13 protein-coding genes are annotated in these 17,798 nt (G+C 62.1%); 5 read left to right on the top strand and 8 right to left on the bottom strand.

Going from position 1 to position 17,798, the window contains the following annotated elements; translation table 11 throughout:
* On the bottom strand, positions 1-1,491 hold the full coding sequence (locus HX805_RS06905) for an aldehyde dehydrogenase family protein (protein WP_003217452.1): 1,491 nt from the start codon (positions 1,489-1,491) through the stop codon (positions 1-3).
* A gap of 154 nt (positions 1,492-1,645) precedes the next feature.
* On the opposite strand from HX805_RS06905, the gene HX805_RS06900 reads away from it, so the two are divergent.
* The 3 genes from HX805_RS06900 (at position 1,646) to nadE (ending at position 4,813) form a co-directional block, all read left to right on the top strand.
* The gene (locus tag HX805_RS06900; protein WP_003217454.1) at positions 1,646-2,542 is read left to right on the top strand and encodes a LysR family transcriptional regulator; all 897 of its coding nucleotides are present in this window, start codon (positions 1,646-1,648) and stop codon (positions 2,540-2,542) included.
* 225 nt (positions 2,543-2,767) lie between these two features.
* The gene (gene pncB, locus HX805_RS06895) at positions 2,768-3,982 is read left to right on the top strand and encodes a nicotinate phosphoribosyltransferase (RefSeq protein WP_003217456.1); all 1,215 of its coding nucleotides are present in this window, start codon (positions 2,768-2,770) and stop codon (positions 3,980-3,982) included.
* 3 nt (positions 3,983-3,985) lie between these two features.
* Positions 3,986-4,813 carry an ammonia-dependent NAD(+) synthetase gene (nadE, locus tag HX805_RS06890; protein WP_003217462.1) on the top strand — a complete coding sequence of 276 codons (828 nt, stop codon included), beginning with the start codon at positions 3,986-3,988 and terminating at the stop codon, positions 4,811-4,813.
* 289 nt (positions 4,814-5,102) lie between these two features.
* Here nadE and azu read toward each other — a convergent pair whose 3' ends face one another.
* Positions 5,103-5,549 carry an azurin gene (gene azu, locus HX805_RS06885; RefSeq protein ID WP_008439083.1) on the bottom strand — a complete coding sequence of 149 codons (447 nt, stop codon included), beginning with the start codon at positions 5,547-5,549 and terminating at the stop codon, positions 5,103-5,105.
* A 337-nt stretch (positions 5,550-5,886) separates the two neighbouring features.
* On the opposite strand from azu, the gene HX805_RS06880 reads away from it, so the two are divergent.
* Both HX805_RS06880 and HX805_RS06875 read left to right on the top strand, forming a co-directional pair.
* Entirely contained in the window at positions 5,887-6,474 is a 588-nt protein-coding gene (locus tag HX805_RS06880; protein ID WP_177080384.1) for a TIGR00730 family Rossman fold protein, read from the top strand.
* A 68-nt stretch (positions 6,475-6,542) separates the two neighbouring features.
* Positions 6,543-6,722 (top strand): hypothetical protein, encoded by a 180-nt coding sequence (locus HX805_RS06875; protein WP_003217470.1) that lies wholly within the window; start codon positions 6,543-6,545, stop codon positions 6,720-6,722.
* A gap of 70 nt (positions 6,723-6,792) precedes the next feature.
* Here the strand turns inward: HX805_RS06875 and HX805_RS06870 are convergent, their stop codons facing one another.
* The 6 genes from HX805_RS06870 to HX805_RS06845 form a co-directional block, all read right to left on the bottom strand.
* Positions 6,793-7,683, bottom strand: coding sequence for a transglutaminase family protein (locus tag HX805_RS06870; RefSeq protein WP_003217471.1), 891 nt, complete (start codon positions 7,681-7,683; stop codon positions 6,793-6,795).
* Positions 7,683-10,169, bottom strand: coding sequence for a circularly permuted type 2 ATP-grasp protein (locus tag HX805_RS06865; protein WP_102604264.1), 2,487 nt, complete (start codon positions 10,167-10,169; stop codon positions 7,683-7,685). Before HX805_RS06865 ends, HX805_RS06870 begins: the two co-directional genes overlap by 1 nt.
* A gap of 175 nt (positions 10,170-10,344) precedes the next feature.
* Positions 10,345-13,635, bottom strand: coding sequence for a transglutaminase family protein (locus tag HX805_RS06860; protein WP_177080385.1), 3,291 nt, complete (start codon positions 13,633-13,635; stop codon positions 10,345-10,347).
* Between the two features lie 187 nt (positions 13,636-13,822).
* On the bottom strand, positions 13,823-14,272 hold the full coding sequence (locus HX805_RS06855; protein ID WP_134325642.1) for a hypothetical protein: 450 nt from the start codon (positions 14,270-14,272) through the stop codon (positions 13,823-13,825).
* Positions 14,269-15,189: an NAD synthetase gene (locus HX805_RS06850; protein WP_177022497.1), complete on the bottom strand. Its 921-nt coding sequence runs from the start codon at positions 15,187-15,189 to the stop codon at positions 14,269-14,271. The genes HX805_RS06855 and HX805_RS06850 overlap by 4 nt, the downstream gene beginning before the upstream one ends.
* 221 nt (positions 15,190-15,410) lie before the next feature.
* Positions 15,411-17,714: a YgiQ family radical SAM protein gene (locus tag HX805_RS06845; RefSeq protein ID WP_008439091.1), complete on the bottom strand. Its 2,304-nt coding sequence runs from the start codon at positions 17,712-17,714 to the stop codon at positions 15,411-15,413.
* Between the last annotated feature and the right edge of the window lie 84 nt (positions 17,715-17,798).

The raw sequence follows: 17,798 nt of genomic DNA, 5'->3' as shown, positions 1-17,798 counted from the left end.
TCAGTCGAAGGTAATGCCCTGGGCCAGCGGCAGTTCCAGCGAGTAGTTCACGGTATTGGTCTGGCGACGCATGTACCCGCGCCATGCATCCGAGCCCGACTCACGCCCGCCACCGGTCTCTTTCTCACCGCCAAACGCGCCACCAATCTCCGCGCCGCTCGGGCCGATGTTGACGTTGGCGATCCCGCAGTCACTGCCTACCGCCGACATGAACTGCTCGGCCTCGCGCACGTCAGTGGTAAAGATGCACGAAGACAGGCCTTGTGGCACCGCATTGTTCAGGCGCAGCGCTTCAGCGAAATCGGTATAGCCGACCACATACAGAATCGGCGCGAACGTCTCGGTGCACACCACATCACTCTGCTCCGGCATTTCCACGATGGCCGGCGACACGTAGTAAGCGTTGGGGAACGTGTCTTCCAACTGGCGCTTGCCGCCAAACACCCGGCCGCCTTCGCTCAAGGCCTGCTCCAGGGCGTCCTGCATGTTTTCGAAGCTGTGCTTGTCGATCAGCGGGCCGATCAGGTTGCCTTCCAGCGGATGGCCGATGCGCACTTTGGAATACGCAGCCTTGAGGCGGGTGACGATTTCCTCTTTTACCGACTCATGGGCGATCAGCCGACGCAGACTGGTGCAGCGCTGGCCGGCGGTACCGACGGCGCTGAACAGAATCGCGCGCACGGCCATGTCCAGGTCGGCGCTTGGGCCGAGGATCATCGCGTTGTTGCCGCCCAGTTCGAGAATGCTGCGGGCAAAACGTGCAGCGACTTTCGGCGCTACTTCGCGGCCCATGCGGGTGCTGCCGGTGGCGCTGATCAGCGCAACACGCGGGTCATCCACCAGTGCGGCGCCGGCATCGCGGCCACCGATGATCACCTGGCTGAGGTACGGCGGCGCATCGCTGAAGTTCTTCAGTACGCGCTCGAACAGTGCCTGGCAGGCCAGGGCGGTAAGCGGGGTTTTTTCCGACGGTTTCCAGATCACTGCGTTGCCGCACACCAGCGCCAGCGCGGTGTTCCACGCCCATACGGCGACCGGGAAGTTGAAGGCGCTGATCACGCCAACCACGCCCAGCGGGTGCCAGGTTTCACGCATGTGGTGGCCCGGACGCTCGGAGGCGATGGTCAAGCCGTACAACTGGCGCGACAGGCCGACGGCGAAGTCGCAGATGTCGATCATTTCCTGCACTTCACCCAAACCTTCCTGGGTGATCTTGCCGGCTTCCCACGACACCAGCTCGCCGAGGTCGGCCTTGTACTCGCGCAACACGTCGCCGAACTGGCGCACCAGCTCACCACGACGCGGGGCCGGCACCTTGCGCCAGGCCTCGAATGCATGCTCGGCGCGACTGACCTGCTGCTCCACCTCGGCGGCGCCTTCCCAGTGCACACTGGCAATCCGGCTGCCATCAATGGGCGAATGCACGGGTTGTTTACCCGACTGGTACAGCGCCGGGTTTACCCCGAGACGATCAAGCAATGCGGCAACCATGGGTCACTCCTTCAATCTACAAACAGAAATTTGCGCCGCCAGCGGTCGCGGCGATCCAGACCTTATTTGTAGCTGGCCCAAGACTTGCCAACAAACGACGATTAGGCGAGATATCATTCCGTTTATTCATGCTAAGAACAAAAAGAGGCGTGCCGTGCTGAATAAAAGACATTTGCCCTCGATCACCGCCCTGCAGTGCTTCGAAGCGGTCACCCGCCACCTGAGTTTTACCCGCGCCGCCGAAGAGCTGAACCTCACCCAGAGCGCTGTCAGCAAACAGGTCGCGCAGCTGGAAGAACTGTTGCAGCACCTGCTGTTTCGCCGGGTGCGCCGCCGCTTGCAGATGACCCCGGCGGGCGATCTGTACCTGGTGGAAGTGCGCAAGATCCTCACCCAGGTGGAGATGTCCACCCATTACCTGCGCTCCTACGGCGGCGAGACTGAAGTGCTGCGGGTGTCCACGCCCTACACCTTCGGCGCCCGCTGGCTGGTGCCGCGCCTCAAGGGCTGGCGACTGCGCCATCCGCAGATTCACCTGGACCTGTGCAACGAACAGGAGCCCGACGAGCTGCTGCAAGGCAAGGCCGACCTGGCCTTCTACTTTGGCCAGGGCTCACGGCCCGGCACCGAAAGCCTCAAGCTGTTCAGCGAAGAACTGGTGCCCGTGTGCTCACCCGACAGCCTGCCCGCCCAAGCATTTACCGACCCCACGCAACTGAGCGAACTGGTGTTGCTGCAAAACGCCTCGCGCCCGCAAGGCTGGCATGACTGGTTCGCCGCCCAGGGTCATCACACCGAGCACAGCTACCATGGGCCGCGCTTCGAGACCTTTTATATGTGCATTCGCGCCGCACAGGTTGGCTGCGGTGTGGCGCTGCTGCCCAGGTTTCTGGTGGAAGAAGAGCTAGCAGAAGGCAAGCTGGTGATCCCCTGGCAGCATGCGATGCCGAGCCAGGATGCCTATTACCTGGCCTACCCCGAGCACTCGGCGGAAGTGCCCAAGGTGCGGGATTTTGTGAAGTGGATGATGGAGCAGGTTGAGTCTGATTGAGGCGCGTTGCCTGCAATACCGCCTTCGCGAGCAAGCCCGCTCCCACATTTGGAACGCATTTCAAATGTGGGAGCGGGCTTGCTCGCGAAGGCGTCAGGGGCCACACAACAATGCCCAGCTGAAAAAACACTGGCAAAACAGCACAGGTCTATGCGCCACTAGCGCCATTCCTTAATTGTGCGTAAAGGTCGGCGCCCATCGCCGACCCGTCTGGAGATTCCCGTTATGAGCGAGAGTGTGTTTGCCGATCGCATCGTGCAGAACCTGCTCGACACCGACTTCTACAAGCTGACCATGATGCAGGCGGTGCTGCACAACTACCCGAACGTGGAAGTTGAATGGGAGTTTCGTTGCCGCAACAGTGAAGACCTGCGCCCGTACCTGGCGGAGATCCGCTACCAGATCGAGCGCCTCGCCGAGCTGAGCCTGAGCCCCGACCAACTGGGCTTCCTGGAACGCATCAGCTTCATGAAGCCGGATTTCCTGCGTTTCCTCGGGCTGTTTCGCTTCAACCTGCGCTACGTGCACACCGGTATCGAAAACGGTGAGCTGTTTATCCGCCTGCGCGGGCCATGGCTGCACGTGATCCTGTTTGAAGTGCCGATGCTGGCCATCGTCAGCGAAGTGCGTAACCGCTATCGCTACCAGAGCGTGATCCTCGAACAGGCCCGCGAGCAGCTGTATCGCAAGTTCGACTGGCTGACGGCCAACGCCAGCGTCGAAGAACTGTCCGAACTGCAGGTCGCGGATTTCGGCACGCGTCGACGCTTCTCCTACCGCGTGCAGGAAGAAGTGGTGAACGTGCTCAAGCACGACTTCCCCGGGCGTTTTGTCGGCACCAGCAACGTGCACCTGGCCCGCGAGCTGAACATGAAGCCGCTGGGCACCATGGCCCACGAATGGATCATGGCCCACCAGCAACTCGGCCCGCGCCTGATCGACAGCCAGATCGCCGCCCTCGACTGCTGGGTGCGCGAGTACCGTGGCCTGCTGGGCATCGCCCTGACCGATTGCATCACCACCGATGCGTTTCTCAGCGATTTCGACCTGTACTTCGCCAAGCTCTTCGACGGCCTGCGCCACGACTCCGGTGACCCGGTGCAATGGGCCGAAAAGGCGATCGCCCACTATCACAAGCTGGGGATCGAGCCCATGAGCAAGACCCTGGTGTTCTCCGACAGCCTGTCGCTGCCCAAGGCGCTGGAGATTTTCCGCGCGCTGCGTGGTCGGATCAATGTGAGCTTCGGCATCGGCACCAACCTGACCTGTGATATTCCAGGTGTGGAACCGATGAGCATCGTGCTTAAAATGACTGCCTGTAATGGCCAGCCCGTCGCGAAGATTTCCGATGAAGCGGGCAAGACCCACTGCACCGATCCGAACTTTGTCGCCTATTTGCGCCACGTTTTCAAAGTACCTGCCCTACCCAGCAAGGAGTGAATCATGCAAGCCGTACAGCGCGAGATTGCTGAACAGCTCAAGGTCCAACCGCCGTTCAAGGACCAGGCCGCCCTTGAGGCGGAGGTCGCCCGGCGCGTTACCTTTATCCAGGATTGCCTGCTCAATTCAGGCCTCAAGACGTTGGTGCTGGGCATCAGCGGCGGCGTCGACTCCCTGACCGCCGGCCTGCTGGCCCAGCGTGCAATGCAAGAGTTGCGGGCTGCCAAGGGTGACGATGCGTACCGCTTTATCGCGGTGCGCCTGCCCTACGAAACCCAGTTCGACGAACACGACGCCCAGGCGTCCGTGGACTTTATCGAACCCGACGAACGCCACACAGTGAACATCGGCCCGGCGGTGAAATCCCTGGCCAATGAAGTGGCGGCGTTTGAAGGCAAGGCCGCAGTCTCCCGGGACTTCGTGCTGGGCAACACCAAGGCGCGCATGCGCATGGTGGCGCAGTACACCATCGCCGGCGCGGCCGGTGGTTTGGTGATCGGTACCGACCATGCGGCGGAAGCCGTGATGGGCTTTTTCACCAAGTTCGGTGACGGCGCCTGCGACCTGGCACCGCTGAGCGGGCTGGTGAAGAACCAGGTGCGCGCGATTGCCCGGCACTTTGGTGCTCCGGAATCGCTGGTAGAGAAGATCCCGACGGCCGACCTGGAAGACCTGTCGCCGGGCAAGCCGGACGAAGCGTCCCATGGCGTGACCTATGCCGAGATCGACGCGTTCCTGCACGGCGAGCCGGTGCGCGAGGAAGCCTTCAAGATCATCTGCGACACCTATCGCAAGACCGAGCACAAGCGGGTGATGCCGTTTGCACCCTGATCTGACGTAGCGGCTCATTCTGGCAAAAGGGCTTGTTGTGGTGAAGGAGCTTGCTGTGGTGAAACAGAGCTTGCTGTGGTGAAAGAGCTTGCTGTGGCGAGGGAGCTTGCGCCCGCTGGGGCGCGAAGCGGCCCCTGAAACCTGCTTACTGCTTTTTCTGATGCTACGCGGTGAGCTTATTGGGGCTGCTCCGCAGCCCAGCGGGAGCAAGCTCCCTCGCCACAAGAGCAGCCTGCCTACAGGCAAAAAAAAGCGCCCCGAAGGGCGCTTTTTTTTGCCTGAAGATTGCTTACTTCAGGGTCACAGTGCCTTTCATCATCGAGATGTGGCCTGGGAACGAGCAGAAGAACGCGTAGTCAGTGCCTGCCGCCAGCTTCGACACATCGAAGGTCACGGAGTCTTTCTCGCCGGCACCGATGATCTTGGTGTGGGCGATGATGCGGGTGTCGCCGTCTTTCAGGTAGTTCTTGTCGATACCGGCGGCCATGCCGTCGCTGGCGATGCCAGGCATGTCGGCGGCGGAACTCAGCACCCAGTTATGGCCCATGACGTTTTTCGGCAAGCTGCCGGAGTGGGTCAACTCAACGGTGAACGTCTTGCAGCTCTTGTCGATTTCGATGGCCTTGGTGTTGAAGGACATCTGGTCAGTGGAGTCGACAGTGACCTTGCACTCTGCAGCAAGCAACTGGCCGCTAGCCAGAGTCAGCAGGGAAACAGCAACGAGTTTGGCAAACATGTGAATCTCCAGGGCAGGGTTTAAAAAACGCATAGTGCGACAAGGGTGCCTGAGTCAGGCAGGACTTCATATGATCTGTATCAACAGATTGTATACAACTTTAGGCTATCAGACTCATCGACACAATCTACCGGCCAAAGTGCGGGTGCCGGCCTATGATCGGTCCATCACCCTTCCGGAGTCCCAGCCATGCACCTCAATAGCCTGTTCCGCAGCCTGCTTGCCGCCTATGCCTGTGGTGCCAGCGGCACCTGCGAAACACCTCAACGCGAGGTTTAATCCTTTGAGAGACGCAAGCCAGCCTTTACTCTTTAGCCACAACTGAGTGGAGTCAGGTATGTCCTTGAAGTCTGTCTGTGTGTTTTGCGGTGCCAGCAGCGGCACCAACCCGGCCTACCGTGAAGCAGCCGTGGACCTCGGGCGCGCGCTGGCGGAGCGCAAGCTGACCCTGGTGTACGGCGGCGGCGCCGTGGGCCTGATGGGTATCGTCGCCGATGCGGCGCTGGAAGCCGGCGGCGAGGTGATCGGAATTATTCCCGAAAGCCTGAAAAACCTCGAAATCGGCCACAAAGGCCTGACCCGCCTGGAGGTGGTCGACGGCATGCACGCCCGCAAGGCACGCATGGCCGAGCTGAGCGACGCCTTTATTGCGCTGCCGGGCGGCCTGGGCACCCTGGAAGAACTGTTCGAAGTCTGGACCTGGGGCCAGCTCGGCTACCACGGCAAACCGCTGGGGTTGCTCGAAGTGAACGGCTTTTACCGCAAGTTGACCGATTTTCTTGATCATATCGTCGGCGAAGGCTTCGTCCGGGCACCGCATCGTGCCATGCTGCAAATGAGCGAATCGCCGGCTGAGCTGCTTGACGTACTGGATGCCTGGCAACCGCTGGTCCTGCCCAAATGGGTGGACCAAAAACCCGATTAACCCTTGGGACGCGATTAAAGGCAGAATACGCGCCGCTCAACCTCACCTTCGACCCCAGAGGATCGCCCATGGCAAAACCTAATTACTCCTTCGCCAAACGTCAGAGAGACTTGGCCAAAGAGCAGAAGAAAGAGGAAAAGCTGCAGCGCAAGAAAATTGCAGCCGACGAAGAAGCCGGTGCACTGAACCCGGATGCTGAAGGTACAGTGGCTACAGACGAAACCGAAGCACCGAAAGACGCTGAATAGGTGATCGTTCCCACGCTCCGCGTGGGAATGCATCCTGGGGCGCTCCGCGTCCCGATTTGAGATATGTGCATTACTCCAGCGGCATCACCGTCACCCGCACTTCCGGGTCATGGCTCCCTCCCCCCAGAATCACCCCCCGCAACGGCGAAACATCGGAAAAGTCCCGGCCCCAGGCCAGGGTGATGTGTTCCAGTGCCGGCTGCACATTGTTGGTCGGGTCAAAATCCACCCAACCCGACACAGGGCAAAACACCGACACCCACGCGTGGGACGCATCCGCGCCAATCAACCGTGGTTGGCCGGGCGGTGGCTGAGTCAGCAGGTAACCACTGATATACCGCGCCGCCAGGCCCCGGGAACGCAGGCACGCGAGCATCAGGTGGGCGAAGTCCTGGCACACGCCGCGCCGGCGCTCCAGCACTTCCACCAGCGGCGTGGCGACCTGGGTGGCTTCGGCATCGAAAGTAAATTCGCTGAAGATCTTCTGCATCAGCGCCTGCACACCCAACAGCAACGGACGACCGGCCGGGAAACAGTCTTCGGAGAACTCGACGAAGCTTTTCTTCAAATGCACATAGGGCGATTCGAACCGATAGCGGCACGCCTCGATCACTTCGGCCGACAGCGGCTGGCTGCTGTAGGTCAGGCCGTTGCGGGTCTGGTCCCAGGCCGGCGACAGGCTGAAATCCAGCAGCGGCCGCGCCAACACCTCCACTGTCAGCCCGGCGTTCACCAGCAGTTCATCATGGGGCCGCTCGAATGCCAGCCGGGTGATCGGGTTGCCGAACACATCCAGTTCATCCCGGCGCGAGGTCGGCTCGGGGCTGATCTCCAGTTGCTGCGAGCTGCAGCGCTGCCAGGCGCAAGGCCGCGGCCACAGGTGCGCCAGCTGCTGGGCCAGGGACACCGGGCTGTCGTAGTGGTAGTGGGTATCGTGGAAAATCTGGTAGCGGGCACTCATCACACAGACACCGTTTGCTGGCTGACATCGTCCACATGGGCAAAATGGCGCAAGGCCAGGCGGTCGGAGACTTGCCCACTTTCATCGGCCACCGCTTGCAGCAGGTCGGCCAGGCCATCCAGCGCGGCACGCACACTGGACTCGCCGAACAGCGGGTTCTCCAGGCAGCCCAGGTCAAAGCGCGCCAGGCGCTCCACCAATGGCGCCAACCCGGTTTCCCGGGGCACGCCGAAATCGTCATTCAAGCGGCGCAAGGTGCGGCTCACCAGTTTCAGCTGGAACAGCACTGCGTGGGGGTTTTGCTCATCCAGCAGCAACAGGTCCAGCACCGGAATCAGCTGCGGTACCGCGAGGTAGCGCGAACGATAGGTGATGCTGCTGTTGCCCAGTTCCAGCAACCACTCCAGCCCGGCCTGATCGAACACCGCCACGCCGCGCAGGAACGCCGCCAGGCTGCTGCTGAGAAACTGCAGGCGCTCGATGCGCCGGCCCATCATCAGGAAGCGCCAGCCTTCGTCGCGGGTCATGTCGTCAAGGGCAAAGCCCGACAGCGCGGCCAGGGACATCACCAGGCGGTTGAGGAAATCCAGCAGTTCGCCGAAGTCCGGCTCTTCGCTTTCCAGTTCCAGGGCTTCGCGCTGCAACTCCACCAGCGCCTGCCAGTTTTCCCGGGACAGCTTGCCGCGCACCTGGGACGCCGCCCACTGCAAGCGCTGCAAGTTGGCCCGCAGGCTCGACGGCCAGTCGTCACCGAGCAACGCCGCCTGAAGCCGCTCAGGCAACTCGCCCTCCTCCGGCAACAGTCGCAGGTTCTCACCCAGTTCAACCGCCGCCTGCAGCGCCAGCGGGTCGTCTCCGTCGACATAGCGGGCGAGGACGATCCGCAACCAGCGCGCACTGTCATCACAGCGCTCGCAATAACGGCCAAACCAGAACAGGTTTTCCACCACCCGCGACGGCAGGTACGGATCACGTCGCACCAGGTCATGGGCGCCGATGGCCCGTTGGGCGCGCCATTGCTCGGTGCCATGGGCACGTTCGCCGAGCACCCAGGTGTCCTTGCTCGCACCGCCGCGCTGCATCGACACCACTTCGGCATCGGCATCGGCGGCCACACGGGTCAGGCCACCGGGCAGTACCCGATAACCGTCGGCGCTGGCTACGGCGTACACACGCATGCCGATGGCGCGGTGCTGAAGGTGATCGTCAACGGTGTGCCAGACCGGCGCCTGGGACAACTGCGCAAGTTCCTGGGCGACATAGGCGTAAGGCCGCGCGCGCATGCGCTCAGCCAGGGCCTCGCGTTGTTCGTCGTTCAAGTCGCGGCCAAATACCGGGGTGAAGCTTTGCGACGGAAACGCCGGCTTGATCAGCAGTTCCGGCAGTTTCTCCAGGGCTTCGGCCAGCACCGGCGGCTCACCGCACCACCAGGTGGCGATGGACGGCAGGATCAGCTCTTCGCCAAACAGGAATTGATTGATCTTCGGCAGAAAGCCCAGCAGGCCGGGGGACTCCAGCACGCCACTGCCCAGGGCGTTGGCCACCAGCACATTGCCCTGGCGCACGGCATCCAGCAGGCCGGGCACGCCGAGGGCCGAGTCGGTGCGCAGTTCCAGCGGGTCGCAGAAATCGTCGTCCAGGCGGCGCATGATCGCGTGCACCCGGCGCAGGCCGCTGAGGGTCTTGAGGTACACCGTGGCGTCGCGCACGGTCAGGTCGCCGCCTTCCACCAGCGGGTAGCCAAGCTGGCGGGCGAGGTACAGATGCTCGAAATAGCTTTCGTTGAAACGGCCCGGGGTCAGCAGCACGATCAGCGGTGGCTGGTCGTCGCTCGGCGCCTGGCGGGCCAGGGTTTCCTGCAGGGTGCGGAAGAACCCGGTGAGGTGCTGCACCTGCAAGTCGCGGTACAGGTCCGGGAAGGCGCGGGACACGATGGTGCGGTTTTCCAAAGCATAACCGGCGCCGGACGGGGCCTGGGTCCGGTCGGCGGTGACCCACCAGCGGCCATCCGGCGTACGCGCCAGGTCCACGGCGTACAGGTGCAGGAACGCGCCGTCGGGCGGCTGGATGCCCTGGCACGGCCACAGGAAATTGTTATGGCCGAACACCAGTTCTGCCGGCAGCAAGCCTTCGGCGATCAGGCGTTGCGGGCCGTAGAGGTCGGCCAGTACTGCATTCAGCAGGCGCGCACGCTGGGCGATGCCGGCGGAGAGTTGCTTCCATTCATCGGCGGCCAGCACGTGGGGCAGCAGGTCCAGCTCCCAGGGACGATCGGCGCCCTTGGGGTCGGCGTAGACGTTATAGGTCACGCCGTTTTCCTGGATCTGCCGGGTCAGCAAGGCCTGGCGCTGAGCCAGTTGCGCCGGGGTGCTGCGTTGCAAGTGATCGAGCAGCCGCTGCCAATGGGCGCGAACCGCGCCGCTGTCGTCCAGCAGTTCGTGATAAGTGCCCGCGGTCAGCGGGTAACGGTCGAGCAAGTCGGGCATGGAACGCTCGGCAGAGGCAAGGGAAGTCGAATTAACTCACAAACCACGCGATCCAACTGTGGGAGCGGGCTTGTGTGGGAGCGGGCTTGCTCGCGAAAGCGGAGTGTCAGTCACTTAATGTGTTTCTGATACACCGTATTCGCGAGCAAGCCCGCTCCCACATTTTGAATCGCATTTAGTCATTCTTATTGGGGAAGCGCCGCAAATCCAGGGTCATCGGCAATTCATCATTGATCACCACACTCGGCACCGGCAATTTCCCGGGGCTGTGTCCCAAGCGGAAAAACCGCGCCATCCGCCGGCTTTCAGCTTCATTGGCATTCACCGGCAGGCTGTCGTAATTGCGCCCGCCCGGGTGGGCGACATGGTACTGGCAACCGCCCAGCGAGCGCTGCATCCATGTGTCCAAAAGATCGAACACCAGTGGCGCATGCACCGGGATCGTCGGCTGCAAACAGTTGGCCGGTTGCCAGGCGCGATAGCGCACGCCAGCCACAAACTCGCCGACACGCCCGGTGGGTTGCAGCGGCACCGGGATGCCATTGCAGGTCAGCAGGTAACGCTGGGGCGGCAGGCCACTCAACTTGACCTGCAGGCGCTCCAGGGACGAATCCACGTAACGCACCGTACCGCCCACCGCACCCTCTTCGCCCAGCACATGCCAGGGCTCAAGGGCCTGGCGCAATTCCAGTTCGATGCCGCTGACGGCGTAGTCACCGACCTTGGGAAAACGGAACTCCAGGTGCGCGGCAAACCATTCGGCCCGCAGCGGATAACCGGCAGCGTTCAGCTCGACGATCACGTCGGCAAAATCCTGCTCGATAAAGTGCGGCAGCAGGAAGCGGTCGTGCAGCTCTGTGCCCCAGCGCGCCAGCTTCGGCGGCGCATAGGGTTCACGCCAGAACCGCGCGACCAGTGCCCGCAGCAGCAACTGCTGGGTCAGGCTCATGCGGGCGTGGGGCGGCATTTCAAAGGCACGCAATTCCAGCAGGCCCAGGCGGCCGGTGGCACCGTCCGGCGAGTAGAGCTTGTCGATGCAGAACTCGGCGCGGTGGGTATTGCCAGTGACGTCGATCAGCAGGTTGCGCATCAGGCGGTCCACCAACCATGGCGGGCATTCTTCGCCCGCTTCGGGCATCTGCGCGAAGGCGATTTCCAGCTCATACAGCGCATCGTTGCGCGCTTCGTCGACCCGTGGTGCCTGGGAAGTCGGGCCGATGAACAGGCCGGAAAACAGGTAGGACAATGACGGATGGTTATGCCAATAGCTGATCAGGCTGCGCAGCAGATCGGGACGCCGCAGGAACGGCGAATCCTTGGGCGTAGCGCCACCGAGCACAAAGTGGTTACCGCCGCCGGTGCCGGTGTGGCGCCCGTCGATCATGAATTTTTCTGTGGTGAGGCGGGTTTGCCGGGCTTCTTCGTAGAGAAACTCGGTGCGTTCCACCAACTCGTCCCAGGTGGCGGACGGCTGCACGTTGACCTCGATCACACCCGGATCCGGCGTCACCCGGAAGTTGCTCAGGCGTGGGTCGCTCGGCGGCTCATAACCTTCCAGCAACACCGGGCAATGCAGTTCTTCGGCGGTGGCTTCGATGGCGGCCACCAGTTCCAGGTAATCCTCGACCCGTTCCAGCGGCGGCATGAACAGGTACAAGCGGCCGTCCCGTGCCTCGGCGCACAGGGCGGTGCGGGTCAGCCAGTCGGCAGACTCGTCGATCTTCGGGATACGGTCTTGGCTGGCAGCTGCCTCGCCATGGCTTTGCAGTTGTGAGGTGGTCGGCAGGTCTGCCAGGTCCTGATTGGGATCGGTGGGGTGCACGAACGGATAGTCCGCCGCCGTTACCCACGGTTGCGAGGCCAGTGGCAGGCGATAACCCAACGGTGAATCGCCCGGCACCAGGCGGCAATGGTTGTCCCGCAGGTACCAGCGCCCGCTCTGCCAGCGGTCATTGGCCGCCGTGCGTGCCAGCGGCAGCACCTGGCCGATGACTTTATCCAGGCCCTGGCTGAAGACCTTGCGCAGGCGTTCGCGCTCAAGCTTGTCCTCCAGGCGCGGATCTTCGGCGCTGACGTTTTGCGGCAAGGCGCCTTCGCGCCACAGGTAATAGAAATTATCTTCGTAGGCCGGGAATACAAACTGCGCGGGCAGTTTCAGGCGCTCGGCAACGCTGGCCAGAAAACGCCCGGCCATCACGCCGTCGGCGCCATAGCTTTCCTGCTCATCGGCGATCAGCGCGCTGTTGTGCCAGATCGGCACGCCGTCGCGGCGCCAGTAGCAGTTGAGGGACCAGCGCGGCAGTTGCTCGCCGGGGTACCACTTGCCCTGGCCGAAATGCACCAGGCCCTTGGGTGCGTAGTGCTTGCGCATGCGCTGGAACAGCTCGGCGGACAGCCGGCGTTTGTCCGGGCCCAGGGCGGCGGTGTTCCATTCGGCGCCGTCGGGGTCGTCGATGGAAACGAAGGTGGGTTCGCCGCCCATGGTCAGGCGTACGTCGTCCTTGTGCAGGTCACCGTCGATCTGCCGGCCCAGGGCCTGGATCGCCAGCCACTGCTCTTCGGTGTAGGGCTTGGTAACCCTGGGGGCTTCCCAAATCCGCTCCACGGACATCTCGTGGGTAAATTCGCACTCGCAGGGTTCCACCAGGCCGCTGATGGGCGCCGCGGAAGAAGGATCAGGACTACAGGCCAACGGGATATGACCTTCACCGGCGAACAAACCGGAGGTGGCATCGAGGCCGATCCAGCCGGCGCCAGGCAAATAGACTTCGCACCAGGCGTGCAGGTCGGTGAAATCCACCTCGGTGCCGGACGGGCCGTCGAGGGCTTTGACGTCGGCGGTCAGCTGGATCAGATAGCCCGACACAAATCGTGCCGCCAAACCGAGATTACGCAGCAGTTGCACCAGCAACCACGCCGAATCCCGGCAGGAACCGGAGGCGTTTTCCAGGGTGAATTCCGGAGTTTGTACCCCCGGCTCCATGCGGATCAGGTAGCCGATATCGGCGGCCAGACGCTGATTCAGGCCCACCAGGAAATCCACCGCCGGCAACGGCGTGCGGTCGATACCCGCCAGATACGCGGCGAATCGCGGGGTCAGCGGCAATGTTTCCAGGTACGGCGCCAGCTCGCGCTGCTCATCGGCGGCGTAGCTGAAAGGGATTTTTTCGGCGTAGGGTTCCAGGAAGAAATCGAACGGATTGAATACCGCCATCTCCGCGACCAGGTCGACTTCGATGCGCAGCTCGTCAGTTTTTTCCGGGAACACCAGACGCGCCAGGTAATTGCCCTGGGGATCTTGCTGCCAATTGATGAAGTGCTGTTCCGGCAGCACCTTCAGCGCGTAGGAAAGAATCCGCGTGCGGCTATGGGCCGCCGGACGCAGACGAACAATCTGTGGGCCGAGTTCGACCGCGCGGTCGTAGCGGTAATGCGTAACGTGGTGCAACGCGACATGAATCGACACGGCGGCCTCCTGCGAGCCAGGGCATGGAAACAAAGCGCGCAAGACTTATGCCAGAGCAGTGGTCATTGCGCTTTATCGTGGGACCCGGTGCAGTACAGCACCAAAACGGCGCGATGGCTGCCGTCGTGGTGCGAGGGTTGCACATATTTGTGGCGGGAGTGTGAGGGTGGGTGGTGAATCTACCCAGTCAACGGGCTTTGTGCCTGGCGATCACGGCTTCACGCAGGTGGCGAACTTCGACCAGTTTCTGGCGCATTTCGCGGTGGCGCTTGCTGTTAAGCACCAGCAGCGCCAGCAACGGCAACAGCACGCTCATGCCATAAATAAATGGATGCGGTCGGTACTCGATCGTGGGCAGCACACACACAAGACAAAGCCCCAGCAACACCACCAGCGGCCACACCCATTGCGGGCGTCCGCGGGCGATCATGAAGTTGCAGTGCACGATGACCAACGTCAGAGCGATTCCGCCGAGAAAGGAGTACTTGGCGTTATCCGCCAGGGGAAGGTCCCGGAAATAGCTGTCAAAAAACAAAGGCACCGCGAAGACCAGGGAAAATACCGCTGCAAATATCGCCCCCATGAAAACCGGAAAGTACCGGGATAGAAAGGCACGAATGCTCGGTGCTTGGTTCATTGCTCAATCTCCTCGTATAGACCTACGGCAATGGTTCGGACATTCCCGGAAAGCGCACTGCCCGTGAAGCCAATCGAGGCGCCCAACGCATCCTGTATTTGCGTGACCGTTGCGTGCTTGACCTGTGTGGGCGTGAAGCGCTTGGGTAGCTCACCTGACAACTGTCGCAACTTGAGCATCTTCGAGCTCAAGCGAGGGTCGTTAATGCTCAGCAACTCCTTGGTCAGTTTGGCGCGCTCTTGTCGATTCAAGCCTTTCAGTACCTCCCGAACACTTTTGCCGGTGGTCGCCTTATTCAGCCGGACCAACTTGAGGGTGGTGAGTGACGATGCACCGACTCCGACCAACGATGCGGCGTCCAACGCGATCATCGTGTATTGATACCATTCCTCGCCGTCGAGCTCGTCGTTGCGCGACGGATTTCTTATTTCGTTGACGGTCCGGTAGCCACCGGCAAAACACTGAACGGTACTGGCTGCCGCAGCGGTGTAGCCGAGGGCTGCGACCACCGTACTGGCACCCGCCGAAAACGGTATCGCGACAGAGCCGCTGAGCACCACTACCCAGCCGATGACTGCACCGGCACACGACAGCGTGGTGTTGATCGCTTCACCCACCAGCCGCGATTCACGGGGATTGTCTTGCACCTGCTGGGCGAACTGCGCCGGCGCTATGTACCGCTGCGCTTCCCGCAGGATCACGCGTTTGGGCGCAATGCTGCAGATGGGTTGGAATTCGCGCAGGGTGACGACGTTGAAGTCGGCATCGATATACACCACACCCGCCCCCACGATGCCTGGGTCGGCGTCGATGGCAGCAAACAGGCGTGGCAGGTTGATCTGGCTTTCGATGCGCTGGCGGGCCATGAACTGGGAGCGGTTGGAGTCCATGCCGATGCCAAGCAGGGGGCTGCTCATGGGGGTGTTCTTCCTTGAAATGGGTGGTGTCTGAACTGGCGCTTTCGCGAGCAAGCCCGCTCCCACATTCGACCGCATTCTCATGCTGAAACCCGGTCACATGTGGGAGCTGGCTTGCCTGCGATGGCGCTCGAATGGGCGCCACCTTAACAAACAGGCTACCCACCCGCTAGAAAGCAAAACGCCAGCACGAGGCTGGCGTTTTGCGTTTCAGGCGACGATCAACGCGGCACCACCGGCTTGCGGGCTGGCTTCTTGCCTTTGCCCTTGGCGGCGTCGGTGCGCTCCTTGGCGGCCTGCTTGTTGCGCGCCATGGCCGCGGCCTTGGCTTGCTCGCGCTTGTCCCACGGGTTGCTGCCATCACTGCCACGCGGCGGCAGGCCGGTGTGCTGGGTTAGGATCCTGGTGGTGGTTTCCTTCGCAACCTTGTGGCTGCCAGCCGGCGTCGAGTTTTTGCGACGGGCGCTCTGGTAGCTGTCGGTGGACGGTTGGTGCAACGGGATCAGTTGCTCCTTGCCCGGCCCGATCAGGTCTGCACGGCCCATGCGAGTCAATGCTTCACGCAGCATCGGCCAGCCCTTCGGGTCGTGGTAGCGCAGGAAGGCCTTGTGCAGGCGGCGCTGTTCTTCGCTCTTGACGATGGTCACCGCGTCGCTCTTGTAGGTGACCTTGCGCAGCGGGTTCTTGCCCGAGTGGTACATCGCCGTGGCGGTGGCCATTGGCGACGGGTAGAACGCCTGCACCTGGTCGGCGCGGAAGCCGTTGCCCTTGAGCCACAGGGCCAGGTTCATCATGTCTTCATCGGTGGTGCCCGGGTGGGCGGCGATGAAGTAAGGAATCAGGTACTGCTCCTTGCCCGCTTCCTTGGTGTACTTCTCGAACATGCGCTTGAACTTGTCATAGCTGCCGATGCCCGGTTTCATCATCTGGTTGAGCGGACCTTCCTCGGTGTGTTCCGGGGCGATCTTCAGGTAACCACCGACGTGGTGGGTCACCAGCTCCTTCACATACTCCGGCGACTCGACCGCGAGGTCGTAGCGCAGGCCGGAAGCGATCAGGATCTTCTTCACACCCGGCAACGCACGGGCGCTGCGGTACAGCTGGATCAACGACGAGTGGTCGGTGTTCAGGTTCGGGCAGATGCCCGGGAACACGCAGGATGGCTTGCGGCACGCGGATTCGATTTCCGGGCTCTTGCAGGCAATGCGGTACATGTTCGCGGTCGGGCCGCCGAGGTCGGAAATGACGCCGGTGAAGCCTGGCACCTTGTCGCGGATCTCTTCGATTTCGCGAATGATCGACTCTTCGGAACGGTTCTGGATGATCCGGCCTTCGTGCTCGGTGATCGAGCAGAAGGTGCAGCCGCCGAAGCAGCCACGCATGATGTTCACCGAGAAGCGGATCATGTCGTAGGCCGGGATCTTTTCCTTGCCGTACGCCGGGTGTGGAACACGGGCGTAAGGCATGCCGAACACGTAGTCCATTTCTTCGGTAGTCATGGGAATGGGCGGCGGGTTGAACCACACATCCACTTCGCCGTGCTTCTGTACCAGCGCGCGGGCGTTGCCCGGGTTGGTTTCCAGGTGGAGCACGCGGTTGGCGTGGGCATACAGCACCGAGTCGCCACGGACTTTTTCCACGGACGGCAGACGGATCACGGTCTTGTCACGGGTCATGCGTGGGCTGGCCAGGATCTGTACCACCTTGGCCTCTTCCGGGTCTTCCACCGGGCCCTTTTCCTGCTCGATGGCGCAGGCCTGGGTGTCCTGGGTATTCACGTACGGGTTGATGATCTTGTCGATCTTGCCCGGACGGTCGATACGGGTGGAGTCCACCTCGTACCAGCCTTCAGGCGTGTCACGGCGAATGAACGCAGTGCCGCGCACGTCGGTGATGTCTTCGATCTTGTGGCCCCACGACAGGCGCTGGGCGACTTCGACGATGGCCCGCTCGGCGTTGCCGTACAGCAGGATATCGGCACAGGCGTCGATCAGGATCGAGTTGCGTACACGGTCCTGCCAGTAGTCGTAGTGGGCGATGCGGCGCAGGGAGGCTTCGATGCCGCCGAGCACGATCGGCACGTGCTTGTAGGCTTCCTTGCAGCGCTGGCTGTAGACCAGGCTCGCGCGGTCCGGACGTTTGCCGGCCATGCCGCCTGGGGTGTAGGCGTCATCGGAGCGGATTTTCTTGTCGGCGGTGTAGCGGTTGATCATCGAGTCCATGTTGCCGGCCGCGACGCCGAAGAACAGGTTCGGCTCGCCGAGCTTCATGAAGTCGTCTTTGGACTGCCAGTTGGGCTGGGCAATGATCCCGACGCGAAAGCCCTGGGACTCCAGCAGCCGGCCGATGATTGCCATGCCGAACGACGGATGGTCCACGTACGCGTCACCGGTGACGATGATGATGTCGCATGAATCCCAGCCAAGCTGATCCATCTCCTCCCTGCTCATCGGCAGGAATGGCGCAGGACCGAAACATTCGGCCCAGTACTTGGGATAGTCAAATAACGGCTTGGCTGTTTGCATGACGGTGACCGGTGTTGAGATGAAAAATCGCGGGCGCGGAATATAGCACAAAATTTGACCAATTCCGACCTTTGCAGTCGGAAT

Origin of the sequence: Pseudomonas sp. G5001 (assembly GCF_013385475.1) — a bacterium.
Lineage (GTDB): Bacteria > Pseudomonadota > Gammaproteobacteria > Pseudomonadales > Pseudomonadaceae > Aquipseudomonas.
Note: the sequence above shows the minus strand (reverse complement) of the source record. Positions and strands in the feature narration are given on the sequence as shown.